Source organism: Roseovarius sp. CAU 1744, assembly GCF_039839345.1.
Taxonomy (GTDB): Bacteria; Pseudomonadota; Alphaproteobacteria; order Rhodobacterales; family Rhodobacteraceae; genus Roseovarius.
In genome coordinates, this window is sequence record NZ_JBDOQV010000002.1 from 72758 (window position 1) to 96458 (window position 23701).

Annotated in this window: 21 protein-coding genes; 15 read left to right on the plus strand and 6 right to left on the minus strand. The window is 63.5% G+C overall.

Going from position 1 to position 23701, the window contains the following annotated elements:
- The first annotated feature begins 8 nt into the window (after positions 1-8).
- Entirely contained in the window at positions 9-650 is a 642-nt protein-coding gene (gene gmk, locus AAFO92_RS04280) for a guanylate kinase (RefSeq protein WP_347533425.1), read from the plus strand.
- Positions 647-1174, plus strand: coding sequence for a gamma carbonic anhydrase family protein (locus tag AAFO92_RS04285; protein WP_347533426.1), 528 nt, complete (start codon positions 647-649; stop codon positions 1172-1174). Before gmk ends, AAFO92_RS04285 begins: the two co-directional genes overlap by 4 nt.
- A gap of 30 nt (positions 1175-1204) precedes the next feature.
- On the opposite strand, the gene AAFO92_RS04290 is transcribed toward AAFO92_RS04285, so the two are convergent.
- A complete protein-coding gene (locus tag AAFO92_RS04290; RefSeq protein ID WP_347533427.1) occupies positions 1205-2812 on the minus strand; it encodes a peptide chain release factor 3 in 1608 nt (535 codons plus the stop codon).
- Between the two features lie 101 nt (positions 2813-2913).
- On the opposite strand from AAFO92_RS04290, the gene AAFO92_RS04295 reads away from it, so the two are divergent.
- Both AAFO92_RS04295 and AAFO92_RS04300 read left to right on the plus strand, forming a co-directional pair.
- Positions 2914-3171, plus strand: coding sequence for a hypothetical protein (locus AAFO92_RS04295; RefSeq protein ID WP_347533428.1), 258 nt, complete (start codon positions 2914-2916; stop codon positions 3169-3171).
- A gap of 162 nt (positions 3172-3333) precedes the next feature.
- The gene (locus AAFO92_RS04300; protein WP_347533429.1) at positions 3334-3708 is read left to right on the plus strand and encodes a nuclear transport factor 2 family protein; all 375 of its coding nucleotides are present in this window, start codon (positions 3334-3336) and stop codon (positions 3706-3708) included.
- Between the two features lie 10 nt (positions 3709-3718).
- On the opposite strand, the gene AAFO92_RS04305 is transcribed toward AAFO92_RS04300, so the two are convergent.
- On the minus strand, positions 3719-4732 hold the full coding sequence (locus AAFO92_RS04305; RefSeq protein WP_347533430.1) for a Hint domain-containing protein: 1014 nt from the start codon (positions 4730-4732) through the stop codon (positions 3719-3721).
- A gap of 149 nt (positions 4733-4881) precedes the next feature.
- On the opposite strand from AAFO92_RS04305, the gene AAFO92_RS04310 reads away from it, so the two are divergent.
- The 6 genes from AAFO92_RS04310 to AAFO92_RS04335 all read left to right on the plus strand — a co-directional run bounded on the left by AAFO92_RS04310 (position 4882) and on the right by AAFO92_RS04335 (position 11401).
- Positions 4882-5661: an SDR family oxidoreductase gene (locus AAFO92_RS04310; RefSeq protein ID WP_347533431.1), complete on the plus strand. Its 780-nt coding sequence runs from the start codon at positions 4882-4884 to the stop codon at positions 5659-5661.
- Between the two features lie 2 nt (positions 5662-5663).
- Positions 5664-6794, plus strand: coding sequence for a hypothetical protein (locus tag AAFO92_RS04315; RefSeq protein ID WP_347533432.1), 1131 nt, complete (start codon positions 5664-5666; stop codon positions 6792-6794).
- Between the two features lie 108 nt (positions 6795-6902).
- Positions 6903-8270: a sodium:proline symporter gene (locus AAFO92_RS04320; RefSeq protein WP_347533433.1), complete on the plus strand. Its 1368-nt coding sequence runs from the start codon at positions 6903-6905 to the stop codon at positions 8268-8270.
- A gap of 94 nt (positions 8271-8364) precedes the next feature.
- A complete protein-coding gene (locus AAFO92_RS04325) occupies positions 8365-9462 on the plus strand; it encodes an ABC transporter ATP-binding protein (RefSeq protein ID WP_347533434.1) in 1098 nt (365 codons plus the stop codon).
- Positions 9455-10210: an SDR family NAD(P)-dependent oxidoreductase gene (locus tag AAFO92_RS04330; RefSeq protein WP_347533435.1), complete on the plus strand. Its 756-nt coding sequence runs from the start codon at positions 9455-9457 to the stop codon at positions 10208-10210. The genes AAFO92_RS04325 and AAFO92_RS04330 overlap by 8 nt, the downstream gene beginning before the upstream one ends.
- An 81-nt stretch (positions 10211-10291) precedes the next feature.
- The gene (locus AAFO92_RS04335) at positions 10292-11401 is read left to right on the plus strand and encodes a hypothetical protein (protein ID WP_347533436.1); all 1110 of its coding nucleotides are present in this window, start codon (positions 10292-10294) and stop codon (positions 11399-11401) included.
- 186 nt (positions 11402-11587) lie between these two features.
- On the opposite strand, the gene AAFO92_RS04340 is transcribed toward AAFO92_RS04335, so the two are convergent.
- Positions 11588-12274: a response regulator transcription factor gene (locus AAFO92_RS04340; protein WP_347533437.1), complete on the minus strand. Its 687-nt coding sequence runs from the start codon at positions 12272-12274 to the stop codon at positions 11588-11590.
- A gap of 164 nt (positions 12275-12438) precedes the next feature.
- On the opposite strand from AAFO92_RS04340, the gene ribA reads away from it, so the two are divergent.
- A complete protein-coding gene (ribA, locus tag AAFO92_RS04345) occupies positions 12439-13530 on the plus strand; it encodes a GTP cyclohydrolase II (RefSeq protein WP_347533438.1) in 1092 nt (363 codons plus the stop codon).
- An 86-nt stretch (positions 13531-13616) separates the two neighbouring features.
- Here the strand turns inward: ribA and AAFO92_RS04350 are convergent, their stop codons facing one another.
- Positions 13617-14174, minus strand: coding sequence for a TIGR00730 family Rossman fold protein (locus tag AAFO92_RS04350; protein WP_347533439.1), 558 nt, complete (start codon positions 14172-14174; stop codon positions 13617-13619).
- Between the two features lie 105 nt (positions 14175-14279).
- On the opposite strand from AAFO92_RS04350, the gene AAFO92_RS04355 reads away from it, so the two are divergent.
- The 3 genes from AAFO92_RS04355 (at position 14280) to AAFO92_RS04365 (ending at position 17774) form a co-directional block, all read left to right on the plus strand.
- Complete coding sequence (locus AAFO92_RS04355) at positions 14280-15458, plus strand: LysM peptidoglycan-binding domain-containing protein (RefSeq protein WP_347533440.1); 1179 nt, start codon at positions 14280-14282, stop codon at positions 15456-15458.
- 69 nt (positions 15459-15527) lie between these two features.
- Positions 15528-17354 (plus strand): ABC transporter ATP-binding protein/permease, encoded by a 1827-nt coding sequence (locus tag AAFO92_RS04360; protein WP_347533441.1) that lies wholly within the window; start codon positions 15528-15530, stop codon positions 17352-17354.
- Positions 17355-17546: 192 nt separating this feature from the next.
- Complete coding sequence (locus tag AAFO92_RS04365; protein WP_347533442.1) at positions 17547-17774, plus strand: hypothetical protein; 228 nt, start codon at positions 17547-17549, stop codon at positions 17772-17774.
- A gap of 14 nt (positions 17775-17788) precedes the next feature.
- Here the strand turns inward: AAFO92_RS04365 and AAFO92_RS04370 are convergent, their stop codons facing one another.
- Both AAFO92_RS04370 and AAFO92_RS04375 read right to left on the minus strand, forming a co-directional pair.
- Positions 17789-21541, minus strand: a complete 3753-nt coding sequence (locus tag AAFO92_RS04370; protein ID WP_347533443.1) for an efflux RND transporter permease subunit — start codon at positions 21539-21541, stop codon at positions 17789-17791.
- Positions 21538-22761, minus strand: a complete 1224-nt coding sequence (locus AAFO92_RS04375) for an efflux RND transporter periplasmic adaptor subunit (RefSeq protein ID WP_347533444.1) — start codon at positions 22759-22761, stop codon at positions 21538-21540. Before AAFO92_RS04375 ends, AAFO92_RS04370 begins: the two co-directional genes overlap by 4 nt.
- 229 nt (positions 22762-22990) lie before the next feature.
- Here AAFO92_RS04375 and AAFO92_RS04380 point away from each other — a divergent pair, with 229 nt between their 5' ends.
- Positions 22991-23668 (plus strand): tetratricopeptide repeat protein, encoded by a 678-nt coding sequence (locus AAFO92_RS04380; RefSeq protein WP_347533445.1) that lies wholly within the window; start codon positions 22991-22993, stop codon positions 23666-23668.
- Positions 23669-23701 lie beyond the last annotated feature (33 nt).

The window sequence follows — 23701 nt, forward strand, 5'->3', positions numbered from 1 at the left end:
GGACGGCAATGACCAAACGACGCGGACTTCTCATCATTCTCTCGTCCCCGTCCGGGGCCGGCAAATCCACCCTGTCGCGACAGTTGCGAGACTGGGATCCGACGATCGCCTTTTCCGTCTCGGCCACGACACGGACCCCGCGCGAAGGCGAGGTGGATGGCGAGGACTATCATTTCCTGACCGAACAGGCGTTTCAGCGCGATGTGGCCAATGGCGAGATGCTGGAGCACGCGCATGTCTTCGGCAATTTCTACGGCTCGCCGCGCGGACCGGTGCAGGCGGCCATCGACACCGGGCGCGACGTGCTGTTCGACATCGACTGGCAGGGCGCGCAGCAGATCCAGAACTCGGTGTTGGGGCAGCATACGCTGTCGATCTTCATCCTGCCGCCGTCGATCAGGGAACTGCACCGCCGGCTTGAGACACGCGGCAAAGACAGCCCCGAGGTGATCGCCAAGCGGATGCGCAAGAGCTGGGATGAGATCAGCCACTGGGCGGAATATGACTATGTGCTGATCAATGACGATCTGGACCAGACCGGCGCCCGGCTGAAAAGCATCGTCGAAGCGGCCCGGCTCAAGCGCATCCAGCAGCCGGGGCTGAACGCCCATGTCAAGATGCTGCACAGTGAATTCGAGGCGATGCAATGACGTTATACACGCTGGAAGGCCGGTCCCCCGAGACCCCCGAGGATGGTGATTTCTGGGTGGCGCCCGGCGCGCATGTGATCGGCCACGTGGTTCTGGAAAGCGCCACATCGGTCTGGTTCGGCAGCACCCTGCGCGGCGATAACGAGGTTATCCATATCGGCGCCGGTACCAATGTACAGGAAAACACGGTGATGCACACCGATATGGGCTATCCGCTGGTCATTGGGCAGGGTTGCACCATCGGACACAAGGCGATGCTGCATGGCTGCGTTCTGGGCGATAACACCCTGATCGGCATGGGGGCCACCGTCCTGAACGGTGCCAGGATCGGCAATAACTGCCTGATCGGCGCGGGCGCGCTGATCACCGAAGGCAAGGAAATCCCCGACGGATCGCTGGTGATGGGCGTGCCGGGCAAGGTGGTGCGTGAACTGGATGCCGAGGCCATCGAGGGCCTGAAGAAAAGCGCACTGCACTACCAGGCGCGGATGCGCAGGTTCAGGGACGGCCTGAAGGCGGTCTAGTCGCCGCCGCCCGGAACCGCGGCCGGTTCGCTAAACCATCATTTCCTTGGTGGCTGTCAGCGTCACTTCCGGATAGTCGCGTTCCACCCGGTCGATATCCCACTGCAGGCGGGTCAGGTAGACAACATCGCCGTCATGGTCATGGGCGATGTGCTGCTTGTTGGATTCGGTGAATTTGTCAATTGCCTGCCTGTCGCCCTTCACCCATCTGGCCGAGGTGAACTGGCTGGCCTCGAAGCGCACGGGCAGGCCGTATTCCAACTCGATCCGGGATCCCAGAACCTCGAATTGCAGCGCACCGACGACGCCGACGATAAAACCCGAGCCGAAGGCGGGTTTGAACACCTTGGCGGCGCCTTCCTCGGCAAATTGCATCAGTGCCTTTTCCAGGTGTTTGGCCTTCATCGGGTCGCCGGCGCGGGCCTGCTGCAGCAGTTCCGGTGCGAAAGAGGGGATGCCGGTCACGCGCAGGGCCTCTCCCTCGGTCAGGGTATCGCCGATCCTGAGCTGCCCGTGGTTCGGGATGCCGATGATGTCACCGGCCCAGGCTTCCTCGGCCAGCTCGCGGTCGGAAGCCAGGAACAGCACCGGGTTGCTGACTGCCATCGGCTTTTTCGTGCGCACATGAGTCAGCTTCATGCCGCGCTTGAAATGCCCCGAGGCCATGCGGACAAAGGCCACGCGGTCGCGATGCTTGGGGTCCATGTTGGCCTGCACCTTGAAAACAAAGCCGGAAACCTTTGATTCGTCAGGGGAAATCTGGCGCGGCTCTGCCCGTTGCGGCTGTGGTTCCGGCCCGTAGGTGCCGATCCCATCCATCAGTTCCTTGACCCCGAAAGAGTTGATCGCAGATCCGAACCAGATCGGCGTCATGTGCCCTTCAAGCACCGATTGCGGGTTCAGCTGGGGCAGCAATTCGCGGGCCATCTCGACCTCTTCGCGCAGCTTTTCGAGCAGGTTGGCGGGCACGTGATCGGCCAGTGCCGGATCGTCCAGCCCGTTGATCTGAATGCTTTCCGCGACCCGGTTGCGATCAGCGCGGTCCATCAGTTCCAGACGGTCATTGAGCATGTCGTAGCAGCCCAGGAAATCGGCCCCGACCCCGATGGGCCAGCTCGCGGGGGTCACGTCGATGGCCAGGTTTTCCTGGATCTCGTCGATGATGTCGAACGTGTCGCGGCTTTCACGGTCCATCTTGTTGCAAAAAGTCAGGATCGGCAGGTCGCGCAACCGGCAGACCTCGAACAGTTTCTGGGTCTGGGATTCGACGCCCTTGGCGCCGTCGATCACCATGACGGCAGCATCGACCGCCGTCAGCGTGCGATAGGTGTCCTCGGAGAAATCAGAGTGGCCCGGCGTGTCAACAAGATTGAACCGGAATGTCTTGAAATCAAACGACATTGCAGAGGCCGATACGGAGATGCCGCGATCTTTTTCCATCTGCATGAAATCCGACCGCGTGCGCCGCGCCTCGCCCTTGGCGCGGACCTGGCCGGCCATCTGGATCGCGCCACCGAACAGCAGGAATTTCTCAGTCAGCGTCGTCTTGCCCGCATCCGGATGCGAGATGATCGCAAAGGTGCGGCGGCGCGCGATTTCGGGCGGCAGATCGGGGCGGTTATGGGCGGTGTCGAGCATAGCCGCCGTATAGAGTGCACCGAGTTGCTGTGCAATATCCCGATATTCTCAGGAACTGAGGCGATGGTCACGCGTTGATCTGTCAGCACAAAAGGAGGAACATGATGACATCCAAGAAGAAAATCTCGGAAACACGCGTCCTCGACAGTCAGCGCGAACCGGGAAAACCCGCCGCCGAACGCGAACCCGGCGAAAACGCCAAGCCAGGCAATGACGTGGCCGCAAAAGATCCGTTCGGTGCGCCGAAAAAAGACAACGCGTGGTCGCGTGAGGCGATCGCGATGAAAGCGCGCAAGCCCTCATTCGGGGGCGCCGACGATGACGTGACCGATGAACTGGCCAAGAATCACAAGAAATAGGTCAACACCATAAGTTCAAGGAGGCCGCTGCCAGTACGCGACCGCGGCCTTCTTGGCTCGGCTTCAGCACGATCGTGCCACCTCCCGAAATTGTCAGTAGACTTGGTGTCTGATTTCAACGAAGTGTTGGGAACATTTAGTGAACGCCCGGAGGACCTGACTATGGACTTGAATGAAATTGCAGATGAACTCGTTGCCGGATGCCGTCAGAACCGTGCCCGCGACAACCTGGACAAGCTCTATGCTTCCGACGCCGTATCCGTCGAGGCCGTGGATATGGGGCAGGGGCGCGAGGTCCGGGGCATCGAGGCGATCAAGGCCAAGCACGACTGGTGGGAGAGCACGATGGAGGTGGAAGAGGCACAAGTCTCGGACCCGATGCCCCATGGCGATGACCGTTTTGCGGTGATCTTTCGCATGCGGGCGGGCGAGAAAGGCAGCGGCAAGATGATGGATATGGAGGAGGTGGCGCTCTATTCCGTCGTCGGCGGCAAGATCGTCCGGGAGGAATTCTTCTATGCGATGGAGGGTGCCTAACCGGCACCCGTCACCGGGTCGACGCGCGTTTCAACAGCTTGGCCATGTCCGGGTGTTTCAGCAGCTTTTCACTGACCTCGAATTTCTGGTGGTCGCGGGAATCGTGGCTGGCCAGCGATTGCGCCATCTGCCGGCTCAGCTCCGGGGGCAGGACCGGGCTTGTGCGGGTGTCGACCAGCAGGGTCTCGGCGGCGATCCCCTCGGCATAGATGATCTGGTGATCGTCGAACAGCAACTGGTAGTAATCGACAAACCCGCCATCCTGCCGCACGACCGTGTCGCCGTTCAGCAGGTGGCGGGCGCGCACCAGCACCTCCTTGCGCCCGGCGCCAAGCGCATCGGACCGCTGGTAGATGAACAGACGGTGGTCGGGGCTGACCAACAGATCGTTTTCGTTGTGCAGCGTTCCGGCCTTGATGCGCACCGGGGCGAAATCCCCCAGTGCGCGCACGGTGGCGTGCCCGATCCAGCGGATCTTCTGCGGCCCGTCATCGCGGGTCAGAACCGTATCGCCAATCTGCAGTTCCTCGATCTTGCGCTGCGCGCCCGAGGCCATGGTGATATGCGTGCCACGGGTAAAGGACACGCAGGCGACCTCGGCGAATTTGGTGCGGGCATCGTCGTGGCTGATTCCCACCAGCGCATAGCCGAGGCGCGGTGTCAGCGGCGCCAGCGGCAGGGCATAGACGGCCTCGACATCGCATTCATCATCGACCTCGACAAGAACCAGAACCTCGGTCGTCACGCCGTTGCCGGACATCAGTGTCAGGCAGCTGTCCAGATAGAGCGTGGCCCCCGGTGTGCCGACCTCGGACATGTCGGCGATGGTGAACCCATCCTTGCGATCGGTGTGCAGCGTCAGCAGATGCGGTGTCGCGTCGCGGCGCAGTTCGTAGGTGTCGTCAAGGTCAAGTTCGGCGGCGAAGGATACCGGGTCGCCCAGGTTGGCGCCATTGACCACGGTCACGTCTCCGGACCGGTAAACCGGGATGGATTGCGTGGGTTTCGACGGAGATTTGGTCATACTGTTTCGGCTCACCGGATACGCTCAGCCGGGCGGCTGGTGGGTCAGACTAGAATTGTGCGGTCAGGGGGTCAATCCGCGGGGCTTTTGCTGGCAATCCTGCGCGCATGGATGCTATGCGTCATGGGGAAAATCGGAGGACTGAACTCATGGATCTGGGAATCAAGGGAAAACGGGCGCTGGTCTGTGCGTCGTCCAAGGGGCTGGGGCTGGGGTGCGCGCGTGCCCTCGCCGAGGCCGGTGTCGATCTGGTGATGAATGCCCGGGGGGCCGAGGCGCTGGAGGCGTCCGCCGCCGCGATTCGCGACGAGTTCGGGGTCAAGGTCACGACCGTGGCCTGCGATGTGACCACGCCCGAGGGACAGGCGCAGGTGCTGGCGGCGGCAGAGGGCGCGGACATCCTTGTGACCAATGCCGGTGGCCCGCCTCCGGGCTTGTGGAGCGACTGGGACCGGGATGATTTCATCAAGGCGCTCGATGCCAACATGCTGACGCCGATTGCGCTGATGAAAGCACTGCTGCCGGGGATGATGGAACGCGGCTGGGGCCGGGTGGTCAACGTCACCTCGGTCAGCGTCAAGGCGCCGGTGCCGGTGCTGGGTCTCAGCAATTCGGCCCGCGCGGGCCTGACGGGCTATGTCGCTGGAACCTCGCGGCAGGTGGCCGGTTCTGGTGTTGTTATCAACAACTTGCAGCCGGGTATTCACGCAACTGACCGGGCCGTTTCGCTGGATGAGGGCGCGGCCAAGGCGGCCGGTATCTCGGTCGAGGAGGCCAAGGCCAACCGCAACGCCACCATCCCGGCGGGCCGCTATGGCACGATCGAGGAATTTGGCGCCACTTGCGCCTTCATGTGTTCGCAATATGCAGGCTACATGATCGGGCAGAACATCCTGCTGGATGGCGGTGCCACGAATTCGACAATGTAGCCGTGGCTCAGGGTTTTTCGCTGAAAGATCAGCTGTTTAACGCGGACAGTATCGGTGATCTGGCCGGTGAATTCGCCATCTTGCCGGGCTTCGATGCGGCGCGGTTCCACGCAGCGGTGATGGCCGGTCTGGCGCCGCGTGAATTGCTGGCGCGGCTCGACTGGATCGCTGATTGCCTTGAGCCGTACCTGGCCCCGGATTTCGCCACGATGGCCGATCAGCTGGAAGCCTGCATGCCGCCGCCGCTGGATCCCGGTTTGCAGGATGATGATTTCGGCCGGTTCATCCATGCGGTGCCGGGTATTCTGGCGGTGCGCCACGGCCTGGAAAATCATCGCGAGAGGGCCCTGGACCTGCTGTACGAGGCGACCAAACGGTTTTCGATGGAGTTCTACATCCGCCCGTTTCTGAACCGCTGGCCCGCGGAAACCATGGCGCGGCTGACGGCATGGGCCGAGGACCAGAACTATCATGTCCGGCGGCTGGTCAGCGAGGGGACGCGGCCGAAACTGCCTTGGGCGGCAAAGCTTGCAACCGACCCGATGATGCCGCTGCCCCTGTTGGACAGGCTTCACGCCGATCCGACGCGTTACGTGACAAGATCGGTGGCCAACCATCTTAATGATCTCGCCAAGATTGATCCGTCTGTGGTCATCGGCCGGCTGGAGGCCTGGCAAAACGAGGGCCGCCAGGCCAGCAAGGAGCTGGATTGGATGACCCGCCACGCGCTACGGACGCTGGTCAAGAACGGACATCCGGATGCGTTGCGCATGCTGGGGTACCGCGATGATCTCGAGATGATTGCGGGCATCACGATCATGCCGGGGCCGGTTCGCATCGGCGACGCGGTGGAGTTCACGGGCTCTGTCCAGACGCAAGAGCCGGCGAATGTGCTGATTGACTATGTCCTGCATCTGCACCGGCCCACCGGGCGGGCTGGCCGCAAGGTCTTCAAGCTGAAACAGGGGCGGACACAGGCGGGCAGGCCGCTTGCGCTGCGCAAGAAACACCTGCTGAAAGGCAACGCCACCACCTTCACCCTGCATCCCGGACCGCACCGGATCGAGCTTCAGGTGAACGGCCGGATCGTGGCCGAAGCGACGTTCGATCTGCAGGCGGCGCCGGCACGGTGATCTGAACAGGTATCACATTCGCGTCGGTCCCTGTAACAGGTTCTGGCCAGGGGCGATTGCGGCTGCTAGGCCGGTGTAAACCCCCAAGCGGAAACAGGAATTCCCGACATGCAAGCAACGACCATCATTGCCCTATTCGGGCTCGTTATCTGTGCAAGCGTCGCCGTGGCGCCGCGCCGCGCCACGATCGACGGGTTTTTCAGCGGTGCCAACCCGGCCGGGCGTGCGCCGGGGCTGTGGGTGCTGGTGCTGAGCCAGGTCACGACATGGATCTTTGCCCGGTCGCTGATGAATTCCGCCATTCTGGGGTATTACTACGGCATCTGGGGCACATTGGCCTATGCGGCCTATTACGGGTCTTTCCTGACCGGCGGGTTTATCGTCGGACGGCTGCGCGCCAGCGGGGCGGGCTCGATGCAGGACTGGCTGAAGATGCGGTTCGGCGCCGTGGGCGCGGGTTGCTATAACATGGTGATCGCGTTGCGCCTGCTGTCGGAGGTTTTTGCCAATCTGCTTGTCGTCGGGCTGATCTTTGCCGCGGCCCTGCCAGAGGTGGCCATGGCGCGCGAATATTCCATTGTGCTGGTGGCGGTCCTGGGGCTGGGCTACAGCGCCTGGGGCGGGCTCAGCGCCGCGTTGCGCACGGATGTGCTTCAGATGATGGTTTTCCTGATGATATTCGGCCTTGCCTTCGGCGCGCTGGTGACCAGCCCTGGGTTCGATCTGGGCGCGGTGCTGACGGCAACGGGCACAAGCGGCGCCTGGAACGGACAGGTGCTGTTGCTGGTGGCCCTGCTTCAGGTGTTTTCCTACCCGGCGCATGATCCGGTGATGATGGACCGCGGTTTCATCGCCGACCCGGAAACCACGCGCCGGTCCTTTCTGCACGCGTTCTGGATTTCGACGCTCTGCATCATCGGTTTCGGTTTCTTCGGCATTCAGGCGGGGCTTCAGGGCGCCGGATACGAGAACCAACTGATCGGCACCTGGATGGATATGTTCCCAACCTGGCTTTTTGTCGCGCTGCTGCTGTCGTTGCTGATCTCGGCGCTCAGCACCTTGGATTCGGCCCTGGCCAGCGCCGCGCGGCTGGTGGTGGACGAGCTTGGGCTCAGCCCGCGCACCCTGAACGGTGGCCGTCTTGCCATGACGGTGTTCATGCTGTTCGGCGCGCTGCTGACGCTGTGGGGCAACCAGACCCTGTTCGACGCGGTGGCGGTCAGCGGTACCGCAAGCATGTTCCTGACCCCTGTGTTGTTTGTCGGGCTGATCCTGGGGCGCAAGATCGCGCTCTGGTCCTATGTTGTGGCCTTCGGGGCGGCACTGACCGGCGCGATTGCCTATTTCGCCCGTGACGACTGGTTTGCGGCCCTGCTGCCCGACGCCCACAAATACGAGCAATTGCTGGTGATTTGCCTGGTCGTCCTGGCCGTCGGATTCGCGGCTGTCCTGTCGGGGGCGCGCCGGCGCGGGTAAGGCGCACACGCGGTTTCTATTGCCTCGGGGCAGCTTGGTTGTTATCTGGCCTGTTGAATGTCCGATCAATTTGATCGGAAAAACGTGAGGCCCCGTGGACGAGACCCCCCCAAGACTTGAAATCCGGAACCTTCGGCGCTGCTATGATGGCCGCGTCGTGGTGGACGATGTCTCGCTCAGGGTCATGCCGGGGCAGGTGACCTGCCTGCTGGGGCCGTCCGGATGCGGCAAATCGACAACCCTGCGGATGATTGCCGGCGTCGAGATGCAGGACGCGGGTGAGATCTGGGTGGATGGCAATCTGGTTTGCGACACCGTCACCCGTGTTCCGCCCGAACGGCGCCATATCGGCCTGATGTTCCAGGATTTCGCCCTGTTTCCGCATTTGCGGGTGGGCGAGAACGTGGCCTTCGGGCTTGAAGGCGACAAGGCGCAGAAAGCCGCCCGGATCGAGAAATTGCTCAACCGTGTAGGTATGGGGCGGTATGTCGATGCCTATCCGCACGAGCTATCGGGCGGCGAGCAGCAGCGGGTGGCGCTGGCCCGCGCGCTGGCGCCGCGCCCCCGGATCATGCTGATGGACGAGCCGTTCTCGGGTCTCGATAACCGTTTGCGCGATGGTATCCGGGATGAAACCCTGGACATCCTGCGCGAACAGGATACCGCCGTGCTGCTGGTCACCCACGAGCCCGAAGAGGCGATGCGCATGGCCGACGAGATCGCGCTGATGCGCGACGGGCGAATTGTGCAGCAGGGCGCGCCCTATAATATCTACAATGCGCCCGCAGATCGGGACTCCGTTGCATTTTTCAGCGATATCAACGTGATACGAGGCACGGTTCAAGGGGCTTTGGTGGAAACGCCATTTGGTCAGTTCCTGGCGCCCGGCGCGATGGAGGGCCAGGCCGTCGAGATCGTTATTCGTCCGCAGCACATCAAGATCGACTTTGACCGCAACGGCCGCGGGCCACACCCCACGATCACGGACGGGGCCGCGGCGCGCGGGATCGTGCAGCGAGCACGGTTCATGGGCAGCGAAAGCCTGGTGGAATTCAGGATGGATCATGACGGGTCGATCCTGAAGGCCACCGTGCCCAATGTCTTTCTGCCCGCGCGCGGCAAGCCGCTATGGCTGATGATCCGCCGCGACCGGTGTTTCATCTTCCCGGTAGGGGGGCGGCAACGTGCGTGATCTGGCCGGGAAAAGGGCGCTGGTCACCGGCGGGGCCGGGGGGATCGGCATGGCCTGTGCCGAGGGGCTGCTGAAGGCAGGCGCGCAGGTGACGATCACCGACGTTACCGAGGCGGCCTGCGAACGCGCCGTGGCGGCGCTGCCGGCGGGCGCGGAGTGGCTTGCCTTTGACGTGAGCGACCGGGCGGCGGTGGAGGCCGGGTTCGCAACGCTCGAAGAGCGGGGCGGCGTGGATATCCTGGTGACCTGTGCGGCCATTGTGAAGGCCGCGCGCCTGCTGGATTTTGACCCCGATGACTGGGCCCGGATCATCGACGTGAACCTTAACGGGACATTCCACTGCTGCCAGTTGGCCGGGCGCCAGATGGTGGCAAAGGGCTGGGGCCGGATCATAACGCTGAGCTCGGTCAACGGTCAGATCGCCAATACGGGGCGCGGCGCCTACTCCTGTTCGAAGGGCGGAGTGGACATGCTGACGCGGCTTCTGGCGGCGGAACTGGGCGGCAGCGGGGTGACCGCCAATGCGGTTGCGCCGATTCCGGTGAACACACCGATGATCCGGCAGGTGCACGGCCCCAAGGATCGCGAATTGTGGTACGCGCAGACCCCGATCCAGCGCTATGCCGAACCCGAAGAGGTGGCTTCGGCCGTATGTTACCTGGCCTCCGGGGAGGCGGGGTTCATCAACGGCCACATCCTGAACGTCGATGGTGGTTTCATGGCCTCGGGCGTACTGCCACGGGAATAAACCAGGCAGATTTGCGCGTTTAAGGCGATGTGGTAGAGTGCCGGTATTACCCGCGGCCTCCGCGACCTGACGGATTGAGACATGCGCAATTTCCTGACCGAGAAGCGGCGGGTACCGCCAGCCTGTTTCCTGATCCTGGCGTTGCCGGTGCTGATTTTCCTGCTGAGTGACTGGCTGGTGCCCAATCTGGGCGTGCCAATGCTGGACATCACCGCCGACGAGCTGTTGATCGACGGCAAGGGATATCTGGAGGCCGGGGGGCGCAACCGCTATCTGGGGGCTTTGCTGTTCTACAGCGTGCTCGTGGTCATTGCGATGGTGATGTTCCTGGGGGAACTGGCCAAGCCGCTGACCGTTCAGGCACGGGTTCTGGCCATCGCCGTACTGCTGCTGGTGCAGCTGCCGGTGCTGGCGAGCGTGCTGGGCCATCAGGAAGAGGCGATCTGGAGCTGGCGTTCCTATCACCAGCTGGGCAGCGACGTGATGCAACAGGTGCTGGCCCGCGGCGAGGTGCGCCGCTGTCAGGAACTGGTCTGGGAAGGCGGGGTGCCGGCCTATCGAACGATCCCCGAAAAGACCTTGTTGCTGGGCCGGCCCTGCACGGAAAACCCCACCCTTGCGCTGTTGCGGATATTGCTGGATTACACCTCGGTTATGTCGGGGTTCGGGGTGGCGGCGCTGGTGCTGGGGATGATCCTCTCGCTTGCCTGTCCGCCCGCGTCCACGCCGCTTGAGGTCCGCGCCTTCGATCATGGGCGCAACCAGCGGGCGGCGCGGCGATTCCTGTACCTGGCGGGGCTGATGCTGAGCGCCGGGATGTTCCAGCAGATGTCGTGGATGCAATGGCCGATGCCGCTGGTCGATACGGCGACGCATCCGAGCTATGGCGAGACGATCAACGCGACGCTGTTCTACTATGGTGTGTTCTACACGCTGCTGATTGTCACCGGGTTCGGGCCGGTGATGTATCTGGCCTCGCGCCGGTCGGACGAACTGGCGATGGAGAGCCTGGTGAAAGAGGAAAGCCTGCCCGAAGCGGCGGCCGATGACCTGGCGCCGACGGTGACACGGCTGGAGAAATGGAAGGCCACGCACGGGCTTCAGATCAGCATGACAGAGGCGATCCAGGCCCTGATCGCCACCGGATCCCCATTGCTGACCGCCTTTGCCGGTAGTTTCGCGCCGGTCTAAGGCACGACGGGAGGTTGCCCGTAGGTTGCGCCCTGCGCTTGCAGCGGCGCTGCCAACCCACGAAAAAAAGACCCCGGACAATGCCGGGGTCAGTCCAACAGGGAGGTACATATGAGTGCCCGCATATGCGACGGGTAGTGCAATCAATCTACCGTTCAGACAATGACCTGAACAGTCAGGTTTTCCTTACGCCAGCAGGCGGTATCCACCGGATTCGGTGACCAGCAGGCGGGCGTTCGACGGGTCGGGCTCGATCTTCTGGCGCAGGCGATAGATATGGGTCTCCAGCGTGTGGGTGGTCACGCCGGCGTTATATCCCCAGACCTCGTGCAGCAGCACATCGCGCGGCACCACGCCCTCGGTCGAGCGGTAGAGGAACTTGAGAATGTTGGTTTCCTTCTCGGTCAGGCGGACCTTCTTGTCGTCCTGTGTCTCCAGCATCTTCATCGCCGGCTTGAACGTGTAGGGCCCCAACTGGAACACCGCGTCCTCGGATTGTTCGTGCTGGCGAAGCTGCGCGCGGACACGGGCCAGCAGGACAGGGAACTTGAACGGTTTGGTGACGTAATCGTTGGCCCCGGCATCCAGGCCCAGGATCGTATCGGCATCGCCGTCATGGCCGGTCAGCATCATGATCGGAGATTTCACGCCCTGCTTGCGCATCAGCCTGCACAGTTCGCGGCCGTCAGTGTCGGGCAGGCCCACGTCCAGGATAACCAGATCATAAATGCCGTCCTTGGCCTTGCTCATCGCCTCGGCGCCGTTGGCGGCCTCGAACACGTCGAAATCCTCGGTCATGACCAGCTGTTCGCTCAGCGCTTCGCGCAGGTCGTCATCGTCATCGACCAGCAAGATTTTTTTCAGTTGTCCCATAGGAATATTCCCTGCGTTGTTTCGTGAAAGATGCGGCAGGGGCGCCGCGGCGACAAGATGTGCTACAGTCTTTTCACGGCCACGTGTTACCTAGCGAGCGAATGTTTCAATCCGTTTCAAATACCTGTACATCTGGCGAAAGTTTACCAAGGATCGCCGCCCCTATGAGCCTGGCCCCTGACACGACCGAAATCATTGCCCGCGCCCGTGCCGATTTGCGGATGGGCGTGCCTGTCATATTGTCCGGCGATGGCGAAGCGGTGCTTGTGCTGGCGGCGGAAACGCTGGATGCGCAAAGGCTGGCGGATGTGCGGGCACTGGGCGGCGGCTCGGTCCTGGCGATCACCGCGCGGCGGGCCGAAACGCTCAAGGCGCGCGCCTATGACGGTGATCTGGCGCGGGTCGAGTTGCCGCCCGACGCCACGCTGGCCTGGGTCTTGGGGGTGGCTGATCCGGCCGATGACCTGAAGACCCCGATGAAGGGCCCGCTGATTTCGCAGCGCGGCGGCGGGGCCGATCTGCACCGGCTGGCATTGCGGTTGATCAAGGCGGCGCGGCTGCTGCCCGCGGCACTGGTTCTGCCGCTGGCGGATGCGGCTGATTTTGCCGTCCGCAACGGGCTGACCATCGTGGAGGCGGCGCAGGCGGGATCCTTGCTGGACGAGACCAGCCCGCTGAACCCTGTCGTCAGCGCGCGCCTGCCGCTGGAGGTCAGCGAGGCGGGGCGGCTGCACATTTTTCGCCCGGAGGATGGTGGCGAAGAGCATTACGCGATCGAGATCGGCAGGCCCACGCGCGACAGGCCGGTTCTGGCGCGGCTGCATTCGGCCTGTTTCACGGGCGATCTGATGGGCAGTCTGAAATGCGATTGCGGGCCGCAACTGCGCGGCGCGCTGGCGCAGATGGGGGCCGAGGGCGCCGGCGTGCTGCTGTATCTCAACCAGGAGGGGCGCGGCATCGGCCTGGCCAACAAGATGCGCGCCTATTCCCTGCAGGATCAGGGGTTCGACACGGTCGATGCCAATCACCGGCTGGGTTTCGAGGATGATGAGCGCGATTTCCGCATCGGCGCCCATATCCTCAGGTCGATGGGGTTTTCCGAGGTGCGTCTGCTGACCAACAACCCCTCCAAGATCGCGATGATGGAGGATTGCGGCGTTGCCGTGTCCGAGCGCGTGCCGCTACAGGTGGGCGAGAATGCACATAACCGCGCGTATCTGGCCACCAAGGCGAAAAAATCGGGACACTTGCTGTAATTGTCACTGAATAGGGTCAACCGGCGACACGATCCGTCCTGCTGGAAATGGGCGGGCGATCCGGAGGAAAACCCGGCCGGGCAGGCTCAGGCCGGTTTCAGCGCCTTGCGCAGGTCGACCGACAGCTCCTTGACGGACGCCACGACCTGCACATAGTCCAACAGCGATGCCTCGGCGAAACCCTCGGCGATCAGATGCCCCAGCATCTGGATGAGGGGTTGCCAGAAATCCTCGGTATTCAGCAGGAAGATGGGTTTTTCATGCAGGCCAAGCTGGCGCCAGGTCAGCACCTCGAAAAATTCGTCCAGCGTGCCCGCGCCGCCCGGCAGCACGACGATGGCGCTGGAATTCTTGAACATCAGCTCCTTGCGTTCGTGCATCGTGGCGGTCACGATCAGCTCGCTTGGATCCTGGTTGCCGGCCTCGGCCTGTATCAGATGTTCCGGGATGACGCCAAAGGTCTTGCCGCCGGCCTCCTGGGCGGCACGCGCGGTGGCGCCCATCAGCCCGACATCGCCGGCGCCGTAAACCAGCCGCCAGCCGTGATCGGCCAGCATCTGGCCCACCGCCCTGGCTTCTTCCTCGAAAATCGGTTGCACGCCCGAACGTGCGCCGCAAAAGACACAGACTGAGCGTGCTACCATGAAATACCCCCTGTTTCGCGCAGCGTTGTTTTGACCAGTGATACCCTTGTTGTTATCGTCCGACAACCGTGCAGGACGTCCGGCACGGATCATGGAAGGGAAAAGATGAGCGAAGGCAACGGCTTGTCCCAAGGGGCAACCCTGGGGTTTCTGGCGGCGGCAGTCGTGATGGCCGCTGTGGCGTCCGTCTATCTGGGCGGGTTCCTGACCCCTGAGAAAGCGCCCGATTCCGATAGCGTCGCGGCCGGGCAGACCGCGCCCGCCTCGCCGCCGGGCGATGCCGCCGAGAGCGCGGGCGCGACCACCGAACCGGCGGCACCTGCGGCCGCCGAGTTGCCCAACCCGCCGACCATCGACACCTTCCGCCTGGATGCGGGGGGGCGGATGCTGATCTCGGGCCGGACCCACCCCGAGTGGGAGACATCGATCCTGCTGGACGGTGAGGCGATCCATATGGCGGATGCGGATGCGGGGGGCCAGTTTGCCGAATTCGTCGATCTCGTTGCCAGCGATCAGCCGCGCGTGTTGAGCCTGTCGATGCGCGACGGCGACAGGGTCGTTACCTCGGTCGAAGAGATCATCATCGCCCCGTCGCCGACCCAGATGGCCGAAACGCTTCCGGAAACCGGGGCCGGTGCGGCCGAGACCGGACAGGACACGGGGCAGGGCGCAGTGCAGGAAATCGTGCAGGACACAGGGCAGGACACAGGGCAGGACACGGCAACCGATGGCGCTGCGCAGACCGTCTTGCTGAGCGACGAAAGCGGGGTGCGCGTCCTGCAGGCGCCCGAACCCGCTGAGGAAGGCGGGCCGGCGCTGATGTCGACCGTGGCGCTGGACGCCATCGCCTATTCGGACGAGGGGCAGGTGCAGATTTCAGGCCGGGCGCAGGGTGACGGACATGTAAGGGTCTATCTGGACAATACGCCGATCACCACCTCTCAGGTCGCGGAAGACGGAAACTGGCAATCCGACCTGCCCCAGGTCGATACCGGTGTCTATACGCTGCGCATCGACGAGCTGGACGCCGAGGGCAACGTCACCTCGCGCGTCGAAACGCCGTTCAAGCGCGAGGGGGATATCGTCCTGACCGAACTGCAATCGGAGGATCAGGAAACCCAAATCACCGCCGTGACCGTGGTCAAGGGGTCGACCCTGTGGGCGATCTCGCGCGCGGCCTACGGCGAAGGTATCCTGTATGTCCGGGTTTTCGAGGCCAACAGGGACCGCATCCGCGATCCCGATCTTATCTATCCCGGTCAGGTCTTTACCATTCCCCAATAGGGCGGCGGGGCTGGCAATCACCTGGTTCGCGGCCTATGTCTGGGCGATGATATCCGAACGAACGTCCAGATGCGCCGAACCAGCCTGACCACCACCGACGCGCCCAAGAACGGGTGGCGCACCATCCGCCGGGTGGCCCCGTATCTGTGGCCCGAGGGCCAGGGATGGGTCAAACGCCGCGTGGTACTGGCCCTGCTGGCGCTGTTCCTGTCCAAGCTGGTCGCGGTCGGCACGCCGCTTTTCTACAAGGCGGCGGTCGATGCGCTGGCGGGCGAGGGCGAAACCGCCGCCTGGATGCTGGCGCTCGGTGCGATCGGGCTGACGGTGGCCTATGGCGTCGCCCGGCTGACGGTGGTGGGTTTCCAGCAGTTGCGCGATGCGATTTTCGCCCGGGTCGGGCAACGGGCGCTGCGGGCGCTCGCGCTCAAGACATTTCGCCATATCCACGCGATGTCGCTGCGCTATCACATCAGCCGCAAGACCGGCGGGCTGAGCCGGATCATCGAACGCGGGGTCAAGGGGGTGGAATTCCTGCTGCGTTTCCTGCTTTTCTCCATCGGGCCGCTGATCCTTGAGCTGTTGATGATCGCGGTAGTGCTGTGGACGCTGTTCGATTTCCGCTATGTGGCCGTGGTGATGGCCGTGATCGCGGCCTATACGCTGTTCACCTTCAAGGTGACCGAATGGCGGGTCAAACTGCGCAAGCGGATGAACGACCAGGATACCGATGCCAATCAGAAGGCGATCGACAGCCTGTTGAATTTCGAAACCGTCAAGTATTTCAACGCCGAGGGGCGCGAGGCCGCGCGCTATGACGCCGCTATGGCGGGCTATGAACACGCGGCGCTGCATTCTTCCTACTCGCTGGCGCTGCTGAATTTCGGGCAATCCTTCCTGATCACCGGCGGGCTGGTCATCGTCATGGTGATGGCGGCCATCGGCGTGCAGGCGGGTACATTGACCGTGGGCGATTTCGTCATGGTCAATGCCTACATGATCCAGATCACCATGCCGCTGAATTTCCTCGGGACGGTCTATCGCGAGATCCGTCAGTCACTGGTGGATATGGGCGAGATGTTCGACCTGCTGGAACAGGCCCCCGATGTGACGGACCGGCCCGATGCCCGGCAGTTGCAGGTCACGGGCGGAGAGCTGCGCCTGCGGGATGTGCATTTCGGCTACGAGGCCGACCGCCCGATCCTGAAAGGGGTCACGCTGACGGTCCGCCCGGGGCAGACCGTTGCCGTGGTCGGGCCGTCGGGTTCGGGCAAGTCCACCATCGGGCGGCTTCTGTTCCGGTTCTACGACGTGCAGGGCGGGGCGCTGACGATCGACGGGCAGGATGTGCGCGACGTGACCCAGTCCAGCCTGCACGCGGCCATCGGCGTGGTGCCGCAGGACACGGTGCTGTTCAACGACACGATCGGCTACAATATCGGCTACGGGCTGGACGGGGCCACTCAGGAACAGATCGAAGACGCCGCGCGCGCCGCGCAGATCCACGGCTTCATCGCCGGTCTGCCCGAAGGCTATGACACGCTGGTGGGGGAACGTGGCCTGAAGCTTTCGGGTGGTGAAAAGCAGCGCGTGGGGATCGCCCGCACCTTGCTCAAGAACCCGCCCATTCTGCTGCTGGACGAAGCGACAAGCGCGCTTGACAGTGAAACCGAGCAGGGCATTCAGGAGGCGCTGTCGCTTGCCGGGCAGGGGCGCACCGTGATCACCATCGCCCACCGGCTGAGCACGGTGGCCGATGCCGGCCGGATCGTGGTGCTGGAAGACGGCCGGATCGCCGAGCAAGGCACCCATGCCGAGCTGCTGGCGCGGCAGGGCCGCTACGCCAGCCTGTGGGAGCGTCAGGCCAGCGAGCGGGTCCGCAGCGAGGCGGCAGAGTAACGCGACGTCATCCTGCGGACCCGGTGAAAATCGGGCGATCTGACATGACACGCGAATTTTTCCCCTTAGGAGTGGGCCCCGGAGCAGGCATGACAAATGCCATCACATTAATTTCGTGATCCCGGTGAATTGGCCGCCGGGCATCGGTTGGGGATGAACCAGCCGGGACGTCGATATTTTGGAGCAGGTAGGATGATCGAAGGTGTCGTTCTGTTTTTCTCGCCGGGTGGCAGGGTTGCGCATATCTGGTGTGTGCTCAGCGAGGTGCCGCTATGCGTGGCTTACCGTGAGGATTTTCCGAAGCTGTGGCGCACTCTTCAGGTCGGATCACGGGTACAGTTGCGCGCCCGCCCTTTCGGCGAACTGATGCGCGCGTTCGAGCTAAGGCCGTTTTCCGTCGAAGCCGCCGGATTGAGTTGACCGTAGAAGCGGGATCATTCCGCCGCGCGCAGCGGCTTGCCGGCCGGTTTTTCGTCGGTCCTGTCGGGCCGAGGCGCCGCGTCAGGTGCGGGGTCGATATCCCAGATGATCTCGGGCGCCCTGACGCGGCGGGCCTCGATGTTCAGGGCCCAGTCGCGCGCGACCCGGCTGCCGCGGCCCAGCGATAGTTTCGCCAGCCCTTTCGACACCCATTTCACATAGACCCCGGCCCAGATCCTGAGCGCCAGCATCGACGGGGTGAAGATCAGCGTCAGCACCGTGGCGATGCCCAGCCCGAACACGACCGCCGTCGCCAGTTGCTTCCACCAGAGCGCGGTCGGCGCGTTGAACGTATAGCCGCCATCGACGAAGTTCAGGCTGAGGCCGAACATCATCGGTGCCAGGCCCGCCATCGTCGTGATCGTGGTCAGCAGGACAGGGCGGATGCGCGCCTCGGCGGTGCGGGTGATGGCCTCGATCCGCGGCATGTAGCGCGAGAAATCCTGATAGGTGTCAATAAGAACGATATTGTTGTTCACCACGATCCCGGCCAGCGCCACGATCCCGGTGCCGGTCATGATGATCGAGAATGGCTGATCCATCACCAGCATCCCGATCAGCACGCCGGTGGTTGACAGCACCACCGCCAGCAGCACGAGGATGGCGTTGTAGACGCTGTTGAACTGCGCCAGCAGGATGATGAACATCAGCCCCAAGGCGCCCAGGAAAGCCTGTTGCAGGAAGGCCCCGGATTCCTCCTGGTCCTCGGCATCGCCGGTCCATTCATATTCCAGCCCGGCAGGCAGCACACCGCTATCGAGCCATTTGGTCAGCTCCGCGATGCGTTCATTCGCCGTCAGCGGCACCTCGACCTGATTGCCGTTCTCGTCGTTCGTGGTGGACATCAGCCCGTCAACGATACCTGCTTTCACGTCGAAGTAACGGGTCTGGTCGACGCGGTTGATCTGGGCCAGTTGCGGGACCGGTTTGCGGCTGATGAAGTTCGACAGCGGCACCAGCCCCTTGTCGGTGCGTAGTTTCAGCGTATCCAGCGTGCTCAGCACGCGGTCTTCCTCGGGCAGGCGGATGCGGATGTCGATTTCCTCGTCGCTGCTGTCCACCCGCATCGTGTCCAGCAGGATGCCGCGCGTGACCAGCTGCACCATCGCGCCCACGGTGGCCACATCCGCGCCATAGCGCCCGGCCTTTTCCACATCGACGTCGATCTGCCAGTCGATGCCGGGCAGGGGCAGGGTATCCTCGACCAGTTTCAGCCCGTAGGTCTTGTCGAACTGGGCGCGGGCTTGCTCGGTAAAGGCGGTCAGTGTGTTCCAGTCATCGCCCTTGATCCGCAGATGCACGGGCTTGGCCGAGGCTGGGCCCTGTTCCAGCGCGAGGATCTCGATCTGGATGCCGGGGATTTTCTTCAGCGCGGCGGTCAGTTCATCAATGGTCTTGTTGCCGTCGGTCTCGGGGCTCGAGATCTGTCGCTGAACCTCGTAGCCCAGGATCGGGATGGTGAACCAGGTTTCATAGGCGGTGGGGCGTTCCTCCCAGGGATAAAGCTCGATCTGGATCTGGCCCACGGTATCCAGCGGCGCCTCGGCCCCGCCGGTATTGTTATTGAGCCCGCCGTCACCCGCGAAGGCAAAGGCGCTCTTGATATTGGGATGGGCCATCACGATCTCTTCGGCCTGGTCCACCAGCGCGTCTTTCTGATCGAGCGACAGGTTGCCGCGCGCCTTGACATAGACCAGCGCGTTTTCGGGCTGGCTGTCGACGAAGAATTCGACGCCGCGGTTGTTGTTGATAAAATACATCATGACCGACCCGACCAGCACGAAGATCGCGCAGAAGGACAGAAGCGGCGCGATCGGGTTGGCGGCGATCAGGTGGATGAACCAGCCGAAGGGCGTGCGCCGGTACCCGGCCTTGACGCGATCGCGATGGTGCGGGAAGTAGCGTTCACGCAGCCGGCTGATCAGGTTGCGGCCGCGCCGGACAAGGGCCAGCAGACCCAGAAGCGTGGCGACGACCGCGGCAAGCCCGGCCGCCGCGAAGGCCGAAACGCAGACCAGCAGGGCAAAGCTGAGGATCAGCGCCGGCACCACCGATCCCAGGATGCGGGTGCCGTCCATGGCGGCGAACTGTCCGCCCACCGCCTCTAGCAGCACCGGCACGACGCTGGAGGCGCCCAGCCCCGCGACAATCGCCAGCGGAAACAGCAGCAGGTGCCAATACCACTTGGCCCCGGCGATTTGCTCGATACGCTCGTTGAACCAGCGCTCGGTCCGCCCGGTCACCCCGCCCACCACCGGCAGATAGACCAGCGCCACCAGCAGCGAGGCCGACAGAACGAAAATCAGCGTCACCGGCAGCATCCGCATGAACTGCCCCGGCACACCGGGCCAGAACAGCATCGGCAGAAAGGCGCAGAGCGTGGTCGCGGTGGAACTGACGATGGGCCAGAACATGCGCTTGGCGGCCTCGACATAGGCGTGCATCGGCCCCGATCCTTCGCGGATGCGCTTGTCGGCGTATTCCACCACCACGATGGCGCCATCCACCAGCATGCCCACGGCCAGGATCAGCCCGAACATCACCATGTTCGACACCGCCACACCCATCAGTGCCAGAAGCGCGAAACACAGAAGGAAAGAGGTGGGAATCGCGAAACCCACCAGCAGCGAGGGACGGATGCCCAGCGTCGCCAGCATCACGATCATCACCAGCGCAATCGCCGTCAGGACCGACCCTTCGAGCTGCCGGACCATCGAGGCGATGATCCGCGACTGGTCGTTCGACGTGCCGACATTGACCGCCGCCTGCAGCTCGGCCGGCCAGGTCTTTTCCGCCGCGGCCACGGTGTCGCGCACCAGCTGGGCGGTGTCGATCACGTTGTAACCCTTGCGCTTGACCACCTGCAGGGCCACGGTGTTTTCACCGTTGAAACGCGCGGTGCCAAGGCGATCCTCGAAGGTCAGGTTTATCGTCGCCAGATCACCCAGCGTCACCACGCGGTCTCCATTGGTCTTGACCGGCAGGTCATAGATGTCGCGGGCCTCGTCGAATGACGAGGGGATCTTGACCGCGAATGTGCCCTGTTCGGTTTCCACCTCGCCCGCCGCGATCAGCTGGTTGTTGTTGCGCACCACGTTGATCAGCTCGATCGCGGTGACGTTATAGGCCTCCAACCGCAGCGGATCGATCACCACTTCGACCATCTCGTCGCGGTTGCCGGCAATCCCGGCCTCCAGCACCGGCTCCAGCGATTCCAGCCGGTCCTGCAGATCCTTGGCCAGGCGCGCCATCGTACGTTCCGGCACGGCGCCCGAAAGGTTGACGATGATGATCGGGAATTCGCTGAAATTGATCTCGTTGATCGTGTATCGCTCGGCCCCTTCGGGGAAATCCGCCTCGGCCGTGCTCATGGCGTCGCGCACGTCGGCCATGATCTTGGTCTTGTCCCAGCCGAATTCGAACTCCAGCGCCACGCCGGCATAGTTCTCGGCCGCGGTGCCTGACATCTTCTTCAGCCCGTCGAGGTCACTGAGCTCGGTCTCCATGACCTTGACCAGCAGCTTTTCACTGTCCTCGGCGGAAATGCCGGGGAAGGGGACCGAGACGAAGAGGGCGGGGATTTCAATGTCCGGCTCGCCCTCTTTCGGCAGGCCGGTATAGGCCAGGCCGCCGGCCAGCAGCGACAGCACGATAAACGCGATGACCATCCGCGCGCGGGCGGCGGCCCAATCGACAAGACCCGTCATTGACCGATCTCCTGGTAGGCGGGCGCTACGCGTACCCCGTCAGAGACAAATTCCTGGCCGATTATGATGACATCGGCGCGCTCGGGCAAACCGGCCAGCCAGACGCCGTTGATCGTGTCGCGCAGCAGGGTCACGGGGGTGAATTTCGCGGTCAACTCCTCGGTCACGAGGCGCACGCCAAGATCCCCGTGATCGTTCAACGTCAGCGCCGATTGCGGCAGCAGGTGCGCGCTGGTACCGTCGGCAGCGATCACGATCTCGGCAGTCTGACCGTCGCGCAGGATCAGGTCCGGGTTCGGTACCTCGATTTCCACGCGGAAGGTGCGGGTTTCGGGATCGGCCGCGCGTGACAGGAAGGTCACTTCGCCCTGGATCTTGTCACCCGTGGCCAGGCGGCCGTTGGCGGGCGCGCCCAGGTCGACACGGTTCACCTCGGTCTCGGGGACGAAACCGACCAGAATCACCGGATCGAGCTGCAGCACAGTGGCACAGAGATCGCCCGGCTGCAGCAAGCTGCCCAGTTCGGCCGTGTCGGATTCCAGCAACCCGGCGAAAGGTGCCTTGATCGACAGGCGCGCGATCTCGGTGTCGGCCGCCGCCACGGCGGCCTCGGCGGACTGGATGCCCGATTGCGTGCTTTCAAGGCCCGAGCGTGCCGTTTCCACCCCGGCCATTGCGGCGCTGACGGCGGCCTTGGTCGCGGCCACGCGCGTTTCCGAGGCGAAGCCACCCTCGGACAGGCGGGCGGCGGCATTATCGTTGATCCGGGCCTCCTCCAGGCGCGCGATGGCCTCGTCCAGGCGCGCCTGCGCCTCGGGGATGCGTGATCTGGCCTCTTGCAGGCGGGCGCGGGCCTCGGCCAGCGTCGCCTCGCGCGCGGCGGGGTCAAGCCGGCACAGAAGCTGACCTTTTTCCACGAACGCGCCCTTGCGCAGCGGGTCCGAAATTACCTGTCCAGAGGTTTCGGCGCGCAGCACCACCTGCCGGTCGGCTTCGGTCTGGCCGCGCAGCACCACGGCGCTGTCGATCGTGCGGGCGACGGAACGTATGGCAACCACGCCGATCCCGTCGGCATTGCTGTCGTCGCCGCTGGCGGTCCCAGCGTCGGCGGTATCCTGCGCAGCCTGTTCATCCTGGGTGGTCAGTGCATCACGCTGAAAGATGAACACATAGATCAGCGCGGATACCAGAACGGCCACCAGAATCGGGAAAAATCGCATCTCAAAGCCTTCTAAGTTCCATTGCGCACGGGTCTTGAAAGACTACCACTCGTAAAGAGATGTAGTCCCGGGCAGAAGTTTCAATTGGCCTATACACTAAACTATCCGGTTCAATTTAAACTTTTCGTGTCCCCCCTGCAAGGTGGTGCATTGCGGTCACAACCTGGGCCTCTTGGCAGGGCCTGATCGACAGGGTAAGAGGGGTCGGAATGTCAAAGAGGCAAGCAGCGTGAGCGATACCGACAGTTTTATTGATGAGGTCACCGAAGAAGTGCGCCGGGACCGCCTGTTCAAGGCGATGCGGCGCTATGGCTGGATCGCCGTCCTGGCGGTGATCGCGATTGTCGGCGGCGCGGCTTGGAACGAATGGACCAAGGCGCAGGCGCGCGCGTCGGCAGAAGCCTTTGGCGACGACATGCTGGCGGCGCTTTCGGCCCCCGACGGGGGGATGCGTGTCGCTGCACTTAGCGATGTCGAGGCGCCCGGTGATGCAAGCCAGGCGATGATTGACCTTCTGGCCGCGGGGGAACTCTCTGCCGATGCGCCCGCCGAGGCGGCAGAACGCCTTCTGGCGTTGGCGGATCGCGAAGGGATCGACACTGTCTACCGCCAGATCGCCATGCTCAAGGCGGTCAGCATTCCCGGCTCAGGCCTGTCGATTGATGAACGCCGCAACCGGATGGAGGGCCTTGCCCTCGGCAGCGGGGTTGCGCGTCTGCTGGCCGAGGAGCAGCTGGCGATGATCGAGGTCGAACTGGGCGACACGGGGGCTGCGATCGAACGGTTGCAGCAGCTTGTTGTCGATGCCGAAGCCACGACAGGCTTGCGCACGCGCGCGTCGCAGGTGATTGTGGCACTTGGTGGTGAAATGCCGGGCAATCCTTCGGGGGAACCGGCGAACGAATAGACGCTGTCATTGCGCCGCCAGGTGGCCGGACGC